Genomic DNA, 18,719 nt, shown 5'->3' with positions numbered 1-18,719 from the left:
CGGCTGGCCCCGGGATCACCCTGCGGCCCGATGAAGCCCGGCTATTTTTGGCTCCTGATCCCGCTGGCCGCATGGTCCGGTTATCAGACCGCGCGCCCAACCACCGGCCCGGAAAACAAAGCCGGAACCAGCCTGTCCAGTTCACCCCGCGCCGCCGAAATCCGCGCATGGTCCGCACGCTTCGAGAAGGCGACCACCGCCGATCTCGAAAAGGAACTCCTCGCACTTCTCGCCAATCAGGACTCTCCGGACTGGACCGACCCGCTCAAGCTCCTGTGCGCCCGCTGGGCGGAACTCGATCCTGCGGGGGCGCTCGCATTCTTCGAGGCGAACAAGGTTCCGACCATCGCCCGGCATCACCTACTGAAAGAATGGGCGCTCCTCGATTCCGATGCCGCTTGGGCTACGATCCCGGCGGGCAAGGAAGGGGGCTATGAGCGCCAAGCCGTCACTCGCATGCTCCTGAACGAGGATCAAGACACTTTCATGTGGTGGTTCCGCCAAGTCCGCGGACCCATGCCGGATGCAGACCCCGCATGGCTGCTCGTGGCTGAACGTCATCTCTCCGAATTCGAGGAGGTCGCGAATGGCCTTACTGCTGAACTTGCCGCCACCGGCGGGCGCAGCAATCAGTACTCCGGACTCTTCGCCCTGATCGCCCGCGTCCGCGCTTTGAAGGATCCGGAGGCCGCCTGTCAATGGGCGCAAGGCCTTGACTCCATGGTCCGCGATAGCGCGCTCAGTTCCGCTCTCTACCAATGGAGCGAAACCGATCCCTTGGCCGTTTGGCAGCATCTTAGGGCGGACGGGAAGATTCCGGATTCGACCATGCGGCTGATCGGCAAGCTGGTGCTGACCAAGCTAGCCAAGGAGAATCCCGCGCAAGCCATCGAACTGATCCGCGAGGCCGGTATTCAAGCCGACCGGACAGAGGCCATCGAAGCCGTTCGCAGCTCCTTTCCCCATCTGGTCGCCAGTGGGAAGCTATCCCCGATCGAAGCCTACCGCCTGATCTCCTCAGCCAAGGCTCAATACTCCGTTCTCGGGCTGAACACGCTGCCCTCTCTCTGGCGCGGACTATCCGGCGACCAACTGGCGGAAGCAGCACGGGCGATTTCTACTGAACCAAGCGCCGATCGTCTGGACGATGCGTTGGGCGGCATCGCAAATGAATGGCTGAGGCAGGATCCGCAGGCAGCCCTGGCGTTCATCTCGGAAATCTCCGATCCTAATCTCAAAGCCCGGACTTACAGCGGGCTTTTTCGTGCCACCTACGGCGGCCATACAGATCCGCGGCATCAAGCAGAGCTGCTGGCCATGATTCCCGAGGGAGATCGCGCCGCGGCATTCAGCACCTACGTGTTTCGGTATGGAGAGCGCAAGGTGGGCGAGGGCTATGGCGGAGGCAATTACTCCGGCCCCCCTCTCCAAGGAGACTTGCTGGCTCCTCTTTTCGAGAAGCTTCCGCCCTCGGATGAACTCAATCGCTCTCTAAAGGTCATCTCCTTGGATTGGGGCGAGCAAGATCCTTCCGCTGCGCTGGCATGGGCGGCCACTTTGAAGGATCCCACGCAGCGCCAGACCGTTTACACCTCTGCCTTCGAAGGCTGGGCTCACCATAATCCCTACGCGGCGGCCGATTGGCTGGCCGATCAGAAGGAGTCGCCCGATCGTGATGCGGCAGCGCTGCCCTTGGTCCAGAATCTCGCCAAGACCGATGCCGAAGCCGCTTGGGCATGGTCGAATTCGATCAGAGCCTCCGGGCAGCGACTGGAAGCCCGCGCCTCCGCTCTCAAGGCTTGGGCCGTGCAGGATCCCGACGCCGCCCAAGCCGCCTACCGCCAGATCTCCTCCGGGCTTTCCGCAGCAGAAGTCTCCAAACTTTCCTCCTGCTTCACCGGATCATGAAGTATCTGCCGCCACTCTTCGCCTGCCTTCTGGCATTTTTCGCGGCTCGCTATCTCCGGAACATTCAGGATCCGTCGCGGCCACCGAGCGTCACCGCCGGCGTCCAAACCGTGTTGGGAAAGCGCAGCGAGCCTCGCGGTCTCGCCCGCCAGGCCGAACGTCTTGCCTCAAGAGACTTCAGCTCCGTCGCCTTGCTCGACCGCTTTCATCGCAGCGGCTCCCTGTCGGAAGATGATCTGCAGAACGCGATTCGTGAAGCGGCGGGGCAAGATCCCGAAGGCACATGGCAATGGATCGAGGAGAACTATCCCTTCCAAGAGAAAAGACGGTATCTCCAAATCGTCGCAGAGGTATGGTTCAGCTCGAATCCTGATGCAACTTTGGCCCGGATCTCCACGGTGGACTTCTTTGAGCGTAGCGAGCTTGCCGGTGCGATCATGGGAAAGCTCACCCAAGGCAAACCGGAGGACCGGGCGGCGGTCGCTAAGCATCTCGACCAGATCGTCACCTGCCTCGGCAATAATTTCACCCACGCCCACCTACCGGAACCATCCCAAGCGGGAGTCGATCTTCTCATGAGCCTCCCGGAAGGGCGTTCCCGGGACATCCTGCTCCAGCAACTCGCGTCTACATGGTTGGTTCGGGATTTTTCCGCCGCTTCCGCTTGGCTTAGCCAAGCCCCGGAACCGCTACGAACAACGGCCATGGAAAAGTTCGCAACGAATTCGCTCCGGAACGCCTTCCAAGCCACACCCGAAAGCAAGAACGCAGCCATCGCCTGGCTGACGGACGAGGCGCCAACATCGATCAAGAAGAAGCTCGGAACTTCCCTCGCCACGGCGATTGCAGAGACCGACCCGAAGGCTGCGATGGAATGGGCGGGCAACAATCTCTCCTCCCGCCAACTGGCCGAGGCAACCAAAGGCATTGTCACACAGATGGTCCAAAGCGATCTGCCCGCTGCACGCGGCATGGTGGAGGAACTGCCTCCCGGCAGCGCCAAGAATCTGGCAGCCGCCAGCATCGTCGGACACTGGCTGAAGACCGAGCCGGATGCAGCTGTCCGATGGTGGCTCGCTAATGCAGGGAAGGACCAGCTCAAGGACAACAACTTCTTCGGATCGGCCTCCGACATCGGGAATGCATGGATTCAGGCCAATCCTGAATCGTTTCGCAGCTTCCTTGCCTCTCCCGATTCTCCGGACCTGCCACCCGCCACGGTCAGCACTGCCGTGAACCGCTTGATGCAAGATCGCGAGGGAACTTTCAATTGGATCGCCACGCTCCCAACCGCTCGTCGCGGACCGATCCTGGAGACCGCCTACACCCGCTGGGCTCTCGATTCTCCCGCTGAAGCGGCGGCGGCTTTCGATTCCCGTCCCGAGCTCGCCACGGGCGACGGAGCCCAACGGATCGCCTACTTTTGGTATCGCAAGGATCCGGTCGCAGCGGCCGGGTGGATTTCCAATCTGCCTTGGGGCGGCTTGCGCGAGAGCGCCATCTCGGGACTCCGCAAGATGGCTGACTACCAGACGAAAAGCGGCGGCACCGTGCCGGAGGAAGTGCGCCAACTTATACGCTGAAATACCCTTGCTAGGCCCCGGCAGCTCGACACAGCTTGGAGGGGTGAAAACGTCGTTTGCAGCACTGTTCCTCGCCCTCTCTGCCACCGCGGCCTTTGGCCAGAAGCAGGGAGACACGGTCACTCCCGAATCCCTCGGCAAGCTCGAATGGGTGAAGGGTGAAGCACCGGCTTCCTGGGAGCCCGGTAAGGTTTATATCCTCGAATGCTGGGCCACCTGGTGCGGTCCCTGCATTGCCGCCATCCCGCATGTCGACGCCCTCTACGACAAGTATCAGGAGAAGGGTCTGGGCGTGATCGGCGTGAACGTCTGGGAAGACGGTAAGGACAAGGTGGCCGAATTCGTGAAGACGAAGGGCGACGGCATGTCATACCCGATCGCCTACACCGGCAAAGGTGGCGCTTTCGAAAAGGAGTGGCTGGAGCCGGCCGGAGTGAAGGGCATCCCGCACGCGTTCATCGTGAAGGATGGCAAGGTGGTGCTCACGAGCCACCCGGCGCAACTCAGCGAAGAGGTGATCGAGGCTCTGCTTTCCGGCGGTGATGGCGAGGCGAAGGCGCTGGAGGCGATCAAGGCCAAGCAGGCGGAGCAGGAGAAGATGTCGAAGGTTTTCCAGGAGTTCCGCGCGGCCTCGAAGAACAAGGACATCGCCGGGATGGAGAAGGCTCTTGGCGAGCTTGGGACGCTGGATGCGGAAAATCCCAACCTTACGGCTTTGAAGATGGAGGTCAGCATCGCGAAGCAGGATTGGGCGGCGGCGGAGACCCAGATCATGGAGCTTCATGGGAAACCATCTGCCATCATGGTACTCATGCAGGCGGCACGCACGGCTTCCGAGCCGGAGATGCCTGCGGGCTTCCGCAAGGTAGTGGCCACCGAGCTGTCCTCGGTGCTGGAGACGAACAAGCAGGCCTTCCTGATTCCCACGCTGGTGAAGCTCCAGTGGGGACTCGGCGAGAAGGAGGCGGCCCAAGCCTCCGCCAAGAAGGGCGCGGAATACGCCCGTGAGGCGGCCGCGAAGAACCCGAAGTTCCCGGTGGTTCCCTTCGAGCGTTTCGCCGAAGCGGTCGAAAAGGGAGAAATCCCGGATGACGCCACCTTTTCGGGCTGGATCAAGGAAGCTTCGAGCGTCGCCGTGAAGCCTGCCGTCCCGGCGGCGGAGGTGAAGCCGGCTCCTGAAGCGGCGACCAAGAACTAATCCTCACCTCAGTCTTACTTCAGCGGCTTCCCCGGCAATTGCGGGGAAGCCGTTTTGCTTGGCTGGGTCAGCGGTTCGGAACCGCCGAGTCGCGGAGCTCGTTGAACTGCTTGAGGAGTTCGTCGAGGGTGCCCGAGCTTTTCAACTCGCCCAGGGAGCCGAGTGCACCGAGAGCCAGGAGCGAGCCGAAGGCCACGAGGCTACCCCAGTAGAGAATCGCAAGGAGGATACCCATCGCCCCCAGCTTCTTCACCACCGCGTAACCCGGAGGACAGGCGATGCAGCGATAGAGCAGCCAGAAATTCAGCAGGGGTATGAAGAAGCCGAAGAACCACCATCCGCTCATGCCGACGTTCTGGAGCCGCTTGATGGTGGTGACCAAGGACAGCAGGTTCGCCAAGGGCAGCGCCATCATCGGCAGGTAGGGCTTCACGCTCTCGGGAGCATAGGGGAGAATGTAGCCGGTCACCATGCCCCACCCGAGTGCGATCGCCATCGGAACGACGATCGCGCCCATGAGGAAGCCGACCCGGCCGACTCCCGCGGGATGACCCTTGGAAACGATCGGGGCGGCATTGTACTCGCCGGTTTGCGAAAGCGTTTCGGTGCCGGCGAGCGAATCGGAATCCCGCTTTACCGCCCGGCGCTCGAAGAGACCTTCGACCTCGCCGGCAGGCTCCCAATCGTTCAAGGCGGTGCTCCAGACCAGATCGTTGCGCGGATCCAGACGACCCGACTGGGAGAGCTCGATCAAATAATCAAAGCCCACCGGACCGACTTTTTGTCCATCCGGGGTGGCATAGAACCATTGCTGCTGGTCGCGGGCGATCACGGCAGTTCATGTATCCAAAATTTTTAGAAACGTCAAACATACTGGGGTAGGAAGCGGCGACTTGTGGCGATTCCCGTCAAAATTTGCCTTGACCCCCCGTCGCCGACCGCCATTCTCCCCGCCCCGCGCAAGCAACCCCTTTCCAATTCTTATCATGGCCCGCGTCTGCAGCATCCGAGGAAGCCGAGTCCGTTCCGGCGGCAAAATCAACCGTTCCGGTCTCGCCAAGAAGAAGGGCGGTATCGGTCGTCACGTGACCAAGGTCGTGAAGCGCAAGGTCGCTCCGAACCTCCAGTCCAAGCGCATCTGGGTTCCCGAGTTGAACCGCTGGGTCCGCCTCACCCTGAGCGCGAAGGCGATCAAGACGATCAACAAGAACGGTGCCCACGCGACCCTCAAGGAAGCCGGCCTGATCTAAGGATCCGATCCCATTTCCGAGATTTGAAGCGGCCCGGAGCTACTCCGGGCCGTTTTGCGTACCCGTCCCTCCGGACCCTGCCAAACAGGCAAATTGCATCCCCCACCTTCCGAGAACGGCCTATTACCCTCTCAGGGTGAGTGAACTTCGGCTTGGCACCCGTGCCGCAAAGGAAGCGGCATGGGATTGCATCATTTCTTTCACGCGGCGGGAGCCCTCGCCATCACCCCGTGGGCCGCGGCAGAATATTACGGCACGCCGTTGTGGGTCTGGATCTGCCTGCCCTTTCTCGTGGGGGTGGCGTTCCTCCTCGCCAAGCTGGCTGGCCGGGTGGCCGACTCGGTGATCCGGCGAGGTGAACCCCGTGCCGCCCGCCTCGTCGGTCTGCTGCGGGCGGTTCGCACCCCGGCGGAATTCGCCTTCGGCGTTTGGATCTTCAAGATCGGGCGCTCCTTCATGCCGATGGCGGAGAATACCAAAGTATTTCTCGGCTACTGCGAGCTCGCGGCATGGACGGTGGTGGGCATCTGGCTGCTGGTGCGGCTGACCAGCTTCGGTTGCGACCGGCTCGCGAGCTTCTTCGACCGGAGCGGGCGCTCCCACGCCAAGGCGGTGATCCCGCTGCTGCGCAAAGTGGTGAAAACCGCGGTGGTCCTCTTCGGCCTGATCTTCCTGCTGCAGAACTTCGACGTGGATGTGGGTGCGATGCTCGCCGGTCTCGGAATCGGCGGTCTGGCCCTCGCCCTCGCCAGCAAGAAGACGGTGGAGGATCTGTTCGCCGGGGCCACCTTGGTCGTGGACCAACCTGCGCGGGTGGGAGACGTCTGCAAGTACGGCAACAGCACTGGCACGGTGGAAGACATCGGACTGCGCTCCACCCGCATCCGGACGCCGGAACGAACCCTGATCACCATCCCGAACTCCAAGTTCTCGGAGATGGAGATCGAGAACCTCGCCTACCGCGACCGGATCCTGCTGAAGACCACGATCGGAATCAGCTACGACAACTCACCGCAGCAGATGCGGGCCATTCTCGCGGGGATCCGTCAGATGCTCGCCAAGCGGGACGACATCGCGGAGGGGGCCCGCGTGCGCTTCATCGCGATCACCGAGTCCGCCCTGCAGATCGAGATCTTCGCCTACGTGAAGACGCGCGACTTCAACCTGTTCCTAGAGGTTCGCGAGAAGGTGTTCCTCGGGATCATGGACATCGTTACCGGGGAAGGAGCGGGCTTCGCCTCGCCATCGCCGCCGGTGGTGCTGGAACGAGATTCCAAATCACTGCAACCCGCATAAGCGGATTTGTCTCCTTGTCACTTGACGCTACCCCGAGACCCCGATTTCTTCCCGCCCGCCATGTTCCGCCAGGTGCTCAAATCCAAGCTTCACCGTGCCATGATCACTGCCGCCGACGTCGAGTACGAAGGCAGCATCGAGATCCCGACGGATCTCATGGAAACGGTCGGCCTGTGGGCCGGAGAAAAGGTGCTGGTGGCATCCATTACCACCGGCAACCGCTTGGAGACCTACGTGCAACCGGGACCGGCCGGCACGGGTAACATCATCATCAACGGCGGGGCTGCGCACCGGATCAAAAAGGGCGAACGCGTCGCCATCATGGCCTTCGGCATTTCGGAGACACCTGTGCTTGCGCAGAAGGTCGTCCTCGACGAAGAAAATCGAATCCTGCGTGACGGACGCTAGTCCAAAATCGGCAGGTTTCCGTTTGAAACATGCTCTGATTTTCATAACGTCATGATTCTGATGAGTTGTTTAAAAAATTTTGCTTGAGAAATCTTAAGGATTTTTTTGAATGCACGACTCTTTTTGGGTCGCGCGTCGGGCAATTTGCTGCTATGATTGCGGCGCTATGGCAACCACCACGAAACGCACCCGGTTTTCACGCCGGCTTCCCGATCACGTCACGGATGAGCTCTGCAACGTCCTCGCGGAAGACAAGGTGTTTGGCTTCAACGATCTGTTCGAACGGGTGTTCGACAATCTCAAGGTTCGCAATGCCGTGAGCGGTGGCGAGGAGATGCTTCGCCTGCGCGCCTATGAGAAACTTCAGAACCTGGTGACCCGCGGTCTGGTCGAAAAGATCGGCAAGGAATACAAGGGCACCAAGCGTGTTCATGAAGCGTCGAGCGAATACCTCGCGCAGCAGCAGGAAGATTGATGCCAGAAGGCGCCACAAGGTGCCCGTTTGCCTCCCCTTTTGGAATGACCCGCGTCGGCTGCCCCGACGCGGGTTTTCTTTTTCCCGGTGTGGCGATTCCCGCAATGCGGCTAATTGCGCCAACACGGATTTTTTGCTCCCCAGCCCGGCGGCCGGTCCTTAAGAACTCGCGCGGATGTCCTCGCAGTTCCTTCCCGTCTTCGTCCAGATCCTGGTCGCCATCGGTTTCGCCGCGGTGAGCCTGACCCTGAGCGTGCTGCTCGGAAAGTCGGCGCGGACGAACAAGATCAAGGACAGCGCCTACGAGTGCGGGATGCTTCCGATCGGTGAAGGTTCACCGCGTTTCTCGGTGAAGTTCTACCTGGTCGCGATGCTCTTCGTGATCTTCGACATCGAGGTGGTCTTCATGTATCCGTGGGCGGTGCAATTCCGCGATCTGGTGGCCGGTGGCAATGCCGTGCCGCTGGTGTCGATGGCTGGCTTTGCGGGTATCCTGGCCTTCGCCTACGTCTATGCGCTCAAGAAGGGCGCGCTGACCTGGCGGAATTGAATCGGGGGGGTTCAAGCAGATGCTGCCGCTTGCGTGATCAGCGGGTGATAGTGTCTGACATGCTCGTTGGGAATTGGAGTGCCTGGACTTTGAACTCCGGGGTATCGCGTTTCCGGGGCTTGGACTTCATGGACATGGACTCTGGAGGTTGTTGGTCCAGAAATCCAGTTCACCTCACATCGGCTAAGTAGTGGGCGCTCATTTTCAGCCGAACGTAATAGCTGTGGCAGCGGCGGAGAGGAAGCTCGAATTCAAACTGGAGCGTTGTCGCCGCTTGCCACCAGCGACTTGTTCTCCGGTCTTTTTCTCATTCGCCGAACCAGTGCCTCCGCATCTTCTGCAGAAACGCCCTAACTTCGGCGGTGTCACCAGCCACTGCTATCACCGAATCAATTCCACACTTCGGGCACATTGCTGTCTGCCCCTGACCTTGGTCGTCGTCATCAACCCATTCATCGATGGTCTCAGGCGAATAGATCTCACAACAGTGGAAACATCCGCACCATTGAGCGGCAATGAGTTCGCGGCGGTGCCAACTGCTTCGCTTGTGCGCGGATACATGATCCTCGGCGTGGGCGCTGTCAGCGGAATTCATTTTCTTGGAGAACGCCGCAGTTGAGCGGCGGCGTGCCGCGCTGTCCAGCGCGCAGCAAGCGCACCGACGTATGACCGTCCGCTCCAACTGCTTGTTAGGCGGCTGGCACGCGGCATCTATTGTGTTCCTCATTGGCTACGCGTCCTCAAAACTGCGTGAGCATTGTGTGAGCTCCCCAGACGCGTCGATATCCCGCAGCACACGCTCGATCAACGGACGATCTAGGTGACCCGCAACCACAATCATGTGCGGAGCCCCATAGTGGAACCTAACGGTGGTTCCCGAAATCCAGTCACCGCATGCTGCCAGCGCCGCGGGCGTCATGAAGTAGCACCACCGGCGCTCACCGGTATCTAGGTGCAAGGTGACTTCGACGCCACCCGTCTCCTGAGTGGCCAGATCGTCATCGATCGTGAAGGAAAGAAGCATACAGTTCGGTTGCCGCCTAACGATAAAAGTGTAGGCAACCAGCGGGCTGAGGTGGAGCTTGAATTCACCACTGGATCAGACCAGCCCGCGGGGTTGCCTACCACGGCTTGTTGGGCTTTTGGGTTTTACGGTGAAGATGAGGTCGTTGAAGTCGTCATCCAACTCGAAATCATTGCAGCGATAACGGCGTCCACCGTCGACCTCCTCGACGATCATCGCCGAGCCTCCATGCCACCACTCCTGGCGTCCCGAAACGAGAGCCATATTGTAGAACTGCACAAACCCCGTTCGATTCCGGCAGGTGACGGTGAACGTGAATGGCAGCCTAGAGCGAACACTTTCCCTCTCTTCGGGAGGCACCGAAAAGTGCTCGAATACGACGGCCTTCTTCTGGCGCTCGCCAAACACCTCCACCCCTTCCGAGAAGCCCACTCCTTGCCTGAAGAGTGAAGCGGTGGACTCGATCGTCACCTCAAGTTCCTCGCCAAGCTTCGCGGGAAACCTGTCGATCATCTGAACGGTGCTCGCTCCGTGAGCGATCGGCTGTCCCTTCGACTCGATGAATCGCTGTCCGAAGTTGAAAGGCGAGGTCATATTTCTTGGCCCAACGTTCAAAGTGTAGGCAACCAGCGGGCTGAGGTGGAGCCTGAATTCACTAGCGGAGCAGACCAGCCCGCGGGATTGCCTACCATGGCTTGTTGTACCGTTAGTTTTCGCGTTCAAAGCGAGAGTCACCTGGAATCCATTCAAGGTGCGTTTGGGGCGCGGGATGAGGGGCATCAGTGAACCACTGCGGCATGAACGAGAACCGGCCCCATGTGCGGATGAAATCGAGAAGGGACGACCCGGCGATCATGCCGTTCGTCTCTGCGATTTCCCCGAATCCGTCGAACCAATCGTGCTTGTCGAAAACGATGGTCCCGGACGCGAGATCAAGACAGAACGAATCCCCATTGGACTCCTCGATGAACGGGACCCAAGACCTCATCCTGCCCCAGATCCGGAATGCTTCATCGCGATAGTCCGGCTCGACGCATTGGTCCATGCTGCCCGGGTCGTCAGCGAATTCAGAGACTCGCTCGACCCAATCTCCTCTCAGATCCGCCAGCGTCGCGAGGTCCGGCATCGAGAATGCCCCTCCCTCACCATCGCTATCCCACGCAAATTCGTATCCATTGGCGAAGGCCGTAAAGAATTCGCTGAACGCAGGCGGCAGCTCGATGCCCGTCGCCTCCTGAAATCTGGCAACTTCCTCGAGTGTCACCGGAGCGGACCTCTCAATCTCGGGCTCGACGCCTTGCGACCTCAGGAACGCGGTCACCTCATCAAAAGCCTTCGCGTATTCAGCGCTCATATTCTTTGGCACAACGTCATAGCACACCAACCGCCTGACGGCAGCCGCGCGATGACTGTGGGTTAGGGTCGGTAATCACGGTGAAAATTCGACTCGGAGCGGGTCAGGCGGCCTGTTCGGCTTGGATTAGTCATCTTTGGACATCGCGTGATGGTAGTAGTACCAACTTTCCATCTCCATGTCGCCGCAGTGCTCCTTGGTAATATAGGCGAGAAAATAGTCTCTGGCCTTCTCCGATGCGAGCATCAGGTGATCATCAACCGAATCCGCCGTAACAAACCATTTGGTGTCGTTCGGAGTGTGCTTGCACTCGAATCGGCCCCACCTTCCGCCGTCAGTGACGGAGCGATACAAGCTATAGACATCCTCGTAGCCTTCTCCGCCGAGATCGACTTGATCAAGCCAGCCTTCAAAATCGGTAATGGTATTCATATCGTGAAGATTTTCTGCCGAACAGTGTTTATTAGCCCAGTGAGCATATCGGCTCGCGGAGGATGCCTCGGCATTTCTGAATCGCATCCAAGTGAGGAAGCCGTTGCATGTCAATCCACTGGATGGATCTCCTCAGGGTAGGATTTCACTTGGATCCCCATGGAGACGGGTCGAAGGGCGCGCTGACTTGGCGGAATTGAAGTGGGTTCAAGCGGATGCGGCCGCTTGCATGATCAAGGAGTGGTAGTGTCTGACATGCGCGTTGGGATGATGGAGCAGCTTGGTAAGAAGCCCGGCGCATTCCGATGCATCAACAGATCCCGCAAATAGCAGCTGATCGAGCATTGAGGCGCCCAAGGCTTGGATAGAGGGGTCGGGATCTTCCAAGAGTTCGTCCACCCATGGAAGTTTGCTTCGGTCGCAAATCATTCTGAGAAGCTCTACCGCTGCACGCCGGCATTCAATGTCCGGGTGCTCCTTGTAAAGGCGGTAGCAGTAATCCATTGCTGCCGGAGACCTGACGTGAATCAGGAAGGAACGGGCCAGTTCAAAGCCTGGAAGATGGTTGATGTAGTGATCGATCGCGCCGTGAATCAGCTCGATTCCGAGAATGCTATCGAGGGCCCGCTCGGCCAGATCCGTGCCACCTCGTTCGCCACCTCCCAACTCTTCCGACATGCGGGTCCAATCGACTTTCATCTTCCAGTGAGATGAATGGCGAAGACGGCGAGATCGCGCAAGGTTCGTTCTGCGGGCCAGAGCTTGTCCGAGGAGAGAGAAAATCCGTGTCGGACCACTCCGCAAAGCCGGAGTTCCGCGCTCCCGGGCCGAACTAGGCGATGATGTCGTTCACCACGTGGCCGTGAACATCCGTGAGACGGAAGTCGCGGCCGGAGTAGCGGTAGGTGAGCTTCTCGTGGTCGAAGCCCAAGAGGTGGAGCATGGTGGCGTGGAGGTCGTGCACGTGGACCGGCTTATCGACGGCCTTGAAGCCGAACTCATCCGTGGCGCCATGGACATGGCCGCCCTTCACGCCGCCGCCCGCCATCCAGACGGTGAAGCCGAAGTGGTTGTGATCGCGCCCCTTCATCACCCCGGCATTCGAACCGGCCTGAGGAAGCTCGACGGCGGGGGTGCGCCCGAACTCGCCGCCCCAGAGAACGAGGGTTTCATCGAGGAGACCGCGCATTTTCAGATCCGCGAGCAAGGCACCGATTCCTTGGTCGCACTCCTTCGCCAAGCGACGGTGATCTTCGATGTCGTCGTGACTGTCCCAAGGCTGGCCATTGCCGTGCCAGAGCTGGATGTAACGAACGCCGCGCTCCAGGAGACGGCGGGTCATGAGGCACTGGCGGGCGAAGGCACCGGGGCCATACATGTCGCGGACATGCTGGGGCTCCTTGGTGATGTCGAAGGCATCCGTCGCCTCGCTCTGCATGCGGTAGGCGAGCTCGAAGCTGCGAATGCGCGCTTCCAGTTGAGGATCGTGCTGATGCGAGGCAAGGTGGCGCTCATTAAGACCGCGGAGAAACTCGAGCTGCCGAGCCTGACGCGAATCGCGGGCCCCGGGATTGCGGAGGTTCTCGATCATCTTGTCCACCTGCTCGATCGAGCTATCGAGGTAGGTGCCTTGGAAGTTCCCGGGGAGGAAGGCGGAGCGCCAGTTCTCCGCCCGCTTGATCGGCATACCGCCGGGGCAGAGGGAAACGTAAGCGGGCAGGTTCTCGTTCTCACTGCCGAGACCGTAGCTGATCCACGAGCCCATCGAGGGGCGCGGCAAGCGGCCATCCCCACAGTTCATGAGCATCAGGGAGGGCTCATGGTTCGGCACGTCCGCATGCATCGAGCGGATCACGCAGAGATCGTCCGCATGCTTCGCCGTGTGCTGGAAGAGCTCGCTGACCTCCAAGCCGGATTGACCGTAACGCTTGAACTCGAAAGGCGTGCGGAGACCGGCACCGGTCGGGCGCTCGGTCTTGAGGCCCTCCAGCGGCATGGTCTTGCCGTGATACTCCTGGAGCTTGGGCTTGGGATCGAAGGTATCCACCTGCGAGGGCCCGCCATTCATGAAGAGGTGGACGACCCGCTTCGCCTTCGGTGCGAAGTGAGGCTCGGGCATGCCACCACCAGCGGGCATGGCGGACGCCCTGCCGCTCATCAGGCCACCTAGCGCGAGCATGCCGAAGCCCGTGCCGCAGCGCTGGAGGAAGTCGCGGCGGTCGAGGACGAGGTCCTGTGCGGTGAAGGCGTGGTGGGACATGAGAACTGCTGATTCTAGCCGCGAAAAATCGCAAAAGGCGCGAAAATTAAACCACTGCGGAGTCCGGAAGTGGATCCGTTCCTACAAGTGCTGCTTGCCGCGGGGATGGAAGAGGCGGACATGAGATGGTTCGCAAACGAGGGAATGACCCTAGTCGATGAAGTGGAATTCGTTCGAAGCCCAGAGCATCTGGACGAGATCGGCCCACGGATTGGCGGCGGTGGCGCCGGGAGCCGGGTCATTCGAGGTGGGGAACTGGCGGTTGAAACTGGCGATCTCCTCGAGCGGTGCCTGCGGGGACTCGCGGCCTTCGACGCGGAGATTCCACGCCACGCCGCCGCAGGAGTCGCCCTCAGGGGCGCGAAGTACGAGATCCATGGTATCTCCGGCCTTCACATCGATCCATGGACCATTGCCATCGATGGATGAATCCGGTGCCAGGCTGCCCTCCGCCGCGGGTTTGCCTTGGGCATCGATGCGCCAAGCGAGCGTGTTCCCGCCCTGCTGCGTGCGCTTCAGGTTGCCGAGCATCCTGACCTGACCGGCGCCATTCGAACGCCAGCGGAGGACCATCACGTGATTGGCCGCGACGTGACCACCACCCGCGCCCACATTGAGCCAGCGGATCGGTGCGGTGGACGGATCGGGACCGGTCTTCCAGACATTGTCCGCATAGATGGGGAAGCTGGCGAGGTCTTCGGTGGGAGCGCCGGTTTCGGGGCCGTGACGCACTTCCCAGTGACCGCCAAGCCGCGGAGTATAGTCGGAAGGATTTGCGGTCGCGAGCCAATCAAGCGCCAAGGCAGACTCCTCCATGGTCGCATCGCGGCGGAAGAGCTTGCGATAGATCGCATTCACCCGGGAGCGGTCATCGGCGAGTCCCTTGAAGGCCGGATCTGAAACGAGCCGCGAAGCCTGACGCAAGACCAGCGGGCCATTCAGGAAGTAGAGGGCCTGCTGAGGCACCGTGGTCTCCACCCGCTTCGGGCTATGGTGGTCCGGGTGCGGCAGATCGAAAGAAACGAAGGTGCCCGGGAGAGCATAGCGGTCCACAAAGGCATAGAGGCTGCGCCGGGGGTCGGAGGATTCCTCCTCCAAGCGCACCGAGCGCCCGCCGGTGCGACTGGTATCCAGAGCGCCAGCGGTAGCCAGCACGCGATCGCGCATGGTCTCGAAATCAAGACGGCGGCGATTCCACTTCCAGAAGCGCGTGTTCGCTTCGTCGATCGAGTTGTTCTCCGCAGGGCCGACAGCGCCGAGGCGGAAGGCCCGCGAGGTCAGAATGAGGCGATGGAGTTCCTTGATCGATCCACCCTTCTCATTGAAGGAGATGGCGAGGGTATCGAGCAGGGACAACAGTTCGGGACGCGGAGTCTGAGGGCCGAAGTCGCCGGGCTCCGCAAGCGGGGCGCCGAAATGCCATGCCCAGACGCGGTTCACCAAGACGCGGGCGGTGAGCGGGTTGGCCGGATCCGCAATCTTCTCGGCGAAGGAGAGACGCGGGTTCTTACCCTCCGGGAACTTGCCACCGCCGAGGAAGGACAGCCATTCACGCTCGAAGGTATCACCGCGCGCCGCGGGATTCCCGCGTAGGAAGATCACGGCCTGCGACCAATCCTTGCGATCGCTCAGGCTCATCGCACGCGGCGGGGAACCGGGATGCTCCGCCATCACCTTGCTCATGGCACTGCCGCGTTGGCGGCGCTGGTTGCCATCCTCCTGATCCATGAATTCGGAGATACGATTCACATCGTAGCTCAGCGGGCAGTTCCCCTTCGCTCCCAAGGTGGCGAGCTCGCTGCCCTCCCCTGCCCCGAGCCATTCGCCGACGAGCGCATCGCAGAGGGTCTTGCGGGCCGCGGCATCCGCAGCGGCGTCCATTTCGGCCGCCCACTGCTTGAGTCTGGCGGAGCCGGAATCGGTCCACGCCTGTTCGTTCAAGAAATCCCGCCACGCGATGATCGCCCGGGCGCGCAGCTTACCGCGCTTGAAGCCCTCGGCCGTGGCCTTGCCTTGATCCCAGTTCTCCTTCTTGGCCGTCCACGCGATGTCGATGTAGTTGGCGAAGTTCTCCTTGGCCCGCACGTGATCGACGATCTTCTGGCGGGCATCGCGGTCGATCTCATCGAGCTTCGCGACTTCCTCCTGATATTTGGCAAACGCGCCTTCATCCGAGGGCTTGCCGATCACCGGTTTGTCGTCCGGCTCGTTCGTATTCTCCAGGATGGAGTAGACCGAGTAATAGTCCCGCATGGAGATCGGGTCGGTCTTGTGATCATGGCAGCGGGCGCAGGCGACCGTGCAGGAAAGGAATCCACGTGTGACCACATCGACGCGATCATCGAGGGTTTCGACGGGGCCGTTCCGCAGGCCGACGGTGAGGAATCCAAGAGCCGCAAGGTCCGGATGATCCGGCCGATCCGAGAGCAGGTCCGCGGCGAGCTGGAGCTTCACGAAGCGATCGTAGGGGAGATCCTCATTGAAGGCTTTGATCAGCCAATCGCGGTAGGTGTAGGCGAAGGGATAGCGGTTATCCTGATCGAAATTGTAGCCGCGGGTGTCGGCATAGCGCGCGACATCCATCCAGTGGCGGGCCCAGCGCTCGCCGTAAGCGGGGCTGGCGAGCAGCTCGTCGATCAGGGCCTTCCATGTCGCCTCATCCGGGCTCGCCTCGATCCGGCGCAGCTGGTCCTCCGAAGGCGGCAGGCCGGTGAGCGTGTAGGCGGCGCGCTCCAGCCACTGGCGGGGCGGGGCCGGCGGGGCGGGCTTGAGATGATTCTTCTGCCACAGGTCCGCGAGGAGTGCATCCACCGGGTGAGCAGCCTCCTGAACCGCGGCTTTCACCGGCGGTGCGTAAGCCCAATGCAGCTCCTCCGCGAGGGAAGAGGAAACGAGGGCGAGGATGGCGACGGAGAGACGCATGATATCGACAGGCGGGACGCATTTTCCCGGCCAAATCTTTCACGGATGCGCAAGATCGCCAGCGGCGGAATCCACGATTTTACGGGGTTTGCGGCGCGATCAGGGGGAGCCCGTGTCTTCGATGGCACTCACCTTCAAAGACGCAAGCCCGAGCGAGGCGCCAGGACCGGCGGCGATGCGGACCTGATCAAAATTCAGGCCCGGCAGGAGCTTTGACCGGACCAGCGGTGCGCCTCCGGGCTCCGGGCCGTCATGGAGCTCCACGGTGCCATCACGGCGGTCGTAGCGCAGGGTCATGGTGCGCGGGCCGCTGACCTTGGTGGCAGGGACCAGGGGCACCAGATTGCGCTTCACATCGAGCGACCAGGTTTCTTCCGGCCCGTAGCTATCGCCGAAGAAGCAGACCTCGTAACCTTCCTGATACAAGCTGAAGCCCGCGAACTGCTGCGAATGGAAGGGCAGGCTGCCACTGCCCGGGACGGTCTCCACGGTGACGAGGAGGATGGGGCGGGCTGCTGACATGGCATCGGCGGGCAGCCAGAAGTAGGCCTCGAAGTCGGAGCCCTCGAGGTGCTGGCCAACGATGGTCGGCGAGCCCTTCTCCAAGCGCCAATGGCTCGCCCCGATCCGGGGACGGCGACCGGTTTCCATGGTTCCGCTCTCGAAGCGGTCCTCGATCAGCACGCGCTGCTCCGGCGTGAGCGAGGCGAATTCGTTCTCACGCGCGGGCATGCGGTTGAGAGTTCCGCTCGCGTCGATGCTGGCGGCTTCCGCCGTTTTCAAGGAGGCAGTCGCCTTGCCTGTCGCGGCCTGCACGCTGACTTCGCCGCTGAAGCAATGGGCTTCGTCGGCACCGCCGGGACGGCTGACCAGTCCGAAGCCGGGGCCCGGGCCTTGCACGGTGAGATTGGCCGTCCCCACGGTGAGGCCCTCCGCGCCGGAGGAGATTTGAAAGCGAGCCCGGCCATTTTCCAGAAGAAGGCGGCGGTCCGATTGATAGACGACCGCGGCGGGTGCCTCGACGATGGCGATGGTGCCGCCGGGCAGCTTGAGCCGGACCCAGCCGCGCTCGATCGCAAGACGGGAGCCCGGCGAGAAGCCGGAGCCATCGAGCATCGGCTGACCGTCGAGCAGGGCACGGCCATCTTTCGACAGCGAGGAGCCGGCGGTGAGGGCGGCCCCCGCGGGCGGGCGGGTCAACTTCCATGCGGCGAGGGCCAGCGCACCCAAAGCGAGGATGATCAGCAGGGGCAACAACCAGCGGGGCGCGCGGCCGGTGGGAGGAGAGAGATCGGAGAGGGAATCGCGGCCTTCGTATTCCTCGCAGAGCGAATGATGGAGCAGCGCATGTTCGCGGTATAGAGCCAAGAGATCGGGCTCGGCGGCCAAGCGGCGCTGGAGGGTATCGAACTCGCCTTCACCCAGCGCTCCTTCGAAGGCGGCGGCGACGAGCTGGTGGTCGGTCAGTCTCATTGAAGGGGGAGGCCTTGTTCATGGAAGCGGCGCTCGATGCATTTGCGGAGCGCCGCACGGAGATTGAAGAGGGTCGCCTTGAGGGTCCCGGCGCTGCGGTTGATCGCCTTGGCGTAATCGTTGAGGGGCGCGCCGCTGGAGTAGCGGTGCTGGAGTAGCTCGCGGTCCTTCGGGCGCAGCTTCTGCAGGCAATGATTGAGTGCCTGATGACGGCCCTCGAGCTCGCCGGGATCCGCTTCAAGCGCGGGGGAGATCTTCTCCACCAGTTCGTCGTCGAAGATCAGCCAGCCTCTGGAAGCGAGGCGGCGGCGATGGTTCATGAGGTGGTAGCGGATCACTTGAAACGACCAGGCTTTGAAGCTGCTGCCGGATTCGAACTGCTCCCGCTTCTGCCAGAGGATGATATTTACCTCCTGAAGCAAGTCGCGGGCGGCAGAGGACCCGGGCATGAGGGCACGGATGAAGGCGAGCATGGCCGTCTGGTGGTCGGTCAGCTCGCGCACGAAGGTCTCGGAAACCTCGGGCGATGCCGGGTTCGGGGCAGGGTCCATGCTCTCCAGTAGAGGGGATGTCGGGGCGGGGTGAA

General features: G+C 61.5%; 18 protein-coding genes. 9 read left to right on the top strand and 9 right to left on the bottom strand.

Translation table 11 applies throughout. From position 1 onward, the window contains the following. Window positions 1-30: 30 nt before the first annotated feature. The 3 genes from OJ996_RS16790 to OJ996_RS16780 are packed head-to-tail and all read left to right on the top strand — an operon-like array spanning window position 31 to window position 4,689. The gene (locus OJ996_RS16790) at window positions 31-1,908 is read left to right on the top strand and encodes a hypothetical protein (RefSeq protein WP_264514787.1); all 1,878 of its coding nucleotides are present in this window, start codon (window positions 31-33) and stop codon (window positions 1,906-1,908) included. Continuing rightward, window positions 1,905-3,491: a hypothetical protein gene (locus OJ996_RS16785; protein ID WP_264514785.1), complete on the top strand. Its 1,587-nt coding sequence runs from the start codon at window positions 1,905-1,907 to the stop codon at window positions 3,489-3,491. Before OJ996_RS16790 ends, OJ996_RS16785 begins: the two co-directional genes overlap by 4 nt. Before the next feature lie 43 nt (window positions 3,492-3,534). Beyond that, a complete protein-coding gene (locus tag OJ996_RS16780; RefSeq protein WP_264514784.1) occupies window positions 3,535-4,689 on the top strand; it encodes a TlpA disulfide reductase family protein in 1,155 nt (384 codons plus the stop codon). Between the two features lie 67 nt (window positions 4,690-4,756). Here OJ996_RS16780 and OJ996_RS16775 read toward each other — a convergent pair whose 3' ends face one another. Further along, window positions 4,757-5,521, bottom strand: coding sequence for a GYF domain-containing protein (locus tag OJ996_RS16775; protein WP_264514783.1), 765 nt, complete (start codon window positions 5,519-5,521; stop codon window positions 4,757-4,759). A gap of 154 nt (window positions 5,522-5,675) precedes the next feature. Here OJ996_RS16775 and rpmB point away from each other — a divergent pair, with 154 nt between their 5' ends. From rpmB to OJ996_RS16745, 6 genes are all read left to right on the top strand, one after another. Further along, window positions 5,676-5,939 (top strand): 50S ribosomal protein L28, encoded by a 264-nt coding sequence (gene rpmB / locus OJ996_RS16770; protein WP_264514782.1) that lies wholly within the window; start codon window positions 5,676-5,678, stop codon window positions 5,937-5,939. Window positions 5,940-6,119: 180 nt separating this feature from the next. Then, entirely contained in the window at window positions 6,120-7,235 is a 1,116-nt protein-coding gene (locus tag OJ996_RS16765; RefSeq protein WP_264514781.1) for a mechanosensitive ion channel family protein, read from the top strand. 60 nt (window positions 7,236-7,295) lie between these two features. Further along, on the top strand, window positions 7,296-7,643 hold the full coding sequence (locus OJ996_RS16760; protein WP_264514780.1) for an aspartate 1-decarboxylase: 348 nt from the start codon (window positions 7,296-7,298) through the stop codon (window positions 7,641-7,643). Window positions 7,644-7,809: 166 nt separating this feature from the next. After that, window positions 7,810-8,118, top strand: coding sequence for a hypothetical protein (locus OJ996_RS16755; RefSeq protein ID WP_052573795.1), 309 nt, complete (start codon window positions 7,810-7,812; stop codon window positions 8,116-8,118). A 175-nt stretch (window positions 8,119-8,293) separates the two neighbouring features. Further along, window positions 8,294-8,668: an NADH-quinone oxidoreductase subunit A gene (locus OJ996_RS16750; protein ID WP_264514779.1), complete on the top strand. Its 375-nt coding sequence runs from the start codon at window positions 8,294-8,296 to the stop codon at window positions 8,666-8,668. Window positions 8,669-9,098: 430 nt separating this feature from the next. Beyond that, complete coding sequence (locus tag OJ996_RS16745) at window positions 9,099-9,287, top strand: hypothetical protein (RefSeq protein ID WP_264514778.1); 189 nt, start codon at window positions 9,099-9,101, stop codon at window positions 9,285-9,287. A 480-nt stretch (window positions 9,288-9,767) separates the two neighbouring features. Here OJ996_RS16745 and OJ996_RS16740 read toward each other — a convergent pair whose 3' ends face one another. The 8 genes from OJ996_RS16740 to OJ996_RS16705 all read right to left on the bottom strand — a co-directional run bounded on the left by OJ996_RS16740 (window position 9,768) and on the right by OJ996_RS16705 (window position 18,684). Next, window positions 9,768-10,286: a hypothetical protein gene (locus OJ996_RS16740; RefSeq protein WP_264514777.1), complete on the bottom strand. Its 519-nt coding sequence runs from the start codon at window positions 10,284-10,286 to the stop codon at window positions 9,768-9,770. Window positions 10,287-10,398: 112 nt separating this feature from the next. Then, window positions 10,399-11,046, bottom strand: a complete 648-nt coding sequence (locus tag OJ996_RS16735; protein ID WP_264514776.1) for an SMI1/KNR4 family protein — start codon at window positions 11,044-11,046, stop codon at window positions 10,399-10,401. Between the two features lie 126 nt (window positions 11,047-11,172). Next, complete coding sequence (locus OJ996_RS16730) at window positions 11,173-11,478, bottom strand: hypothetical protein (RefSeq protein WP_264514775.1); 306 nt, start codon at window positions 11,476-11,478, stop codon at window positions 11,173-11,175. A 207-nt stretch (window positions 11,479-11,685) separates the two neighbouring features. Next, complete coding sequence (locus OJ996_RS16725; RefSeq protein WP_264514774.1) at window positions 11,686-12,177, bottom strand: HEAT repeat domain-containing protein; 492 nt, start codon at window positions 12,175-12,177, stop codon at window positions 11,686-11,688. A 133-nt stretch (window positions 12,178-12,310) separates the two neighbouring features. Then, window positions 12,311-13,738, bottom strand: coding sequence for a DUF1501 domain-containing protein (locus tag OJ996_RS16720; RefSeq protein WP_264514773.1), 1,428 nt, complete (start codon window positions 13,736-13,738; stop codon window positions 12,311-12,313). 150 nt (window positions 13,739-13,888) lie between these two features. After that, a complete protein-coding gene (locus OJ996_RS16715; RefSeq protein WP_264514772.1) occupies window positions 13,889-16,660 on the bottom strand; it encodes a DUF1549 and DUF1553 domain-containing protein in 2,772 nt (923 codons plus the stop codon). A gap of 99 nt (window positions 16,661-16,759) precedes the next feature. After that, the gene (locus OJ996_RS16710) at window positions 16,760-18,133 is read right to left on the bottom strand and encodes a hypothetical protein (RefSeq protein ID WP_264514771.1); all 1,374 of its coding nucleotides are present in this window, start codon (window positions 18,131-18,133) and stop codon (window positions 16,760-16,762) included. Continuing rightward, on the bottom strand, window positions 18,130-18,684 hold the full coding sequence (locus OJ996_RS16705; RefSeq protein WP_264514770.1) for a sigma-70 family RNA polymerase sigma factor: 555 nt from the start codon (window positions 18,682-18,684) through the stop codon (window positions 18,130-18,132). Before OJ996_RS16705 ends, OJ996_RS16710 begins: the two co-directional genes overlap by 4 nt. Between the last annotated feature and the right edge of the window lie 35 nt (window positions 18,685-18,719).

It is taken from the genome of Luteolibacter rhizosphaerae (assembly GCF_025950095.1).
GTDB classification, from domain to species: domain Bacteria; phylum Verrucomicrobiota; class Verrucomicrobiia; order Verrucomicrobiales; family Akkermansiaceae; genus Haloferula; species Haloferula rhizosphaerae.
This window is presented reverse-complemented; position numbering and strand designations above follow the sequence as displayed.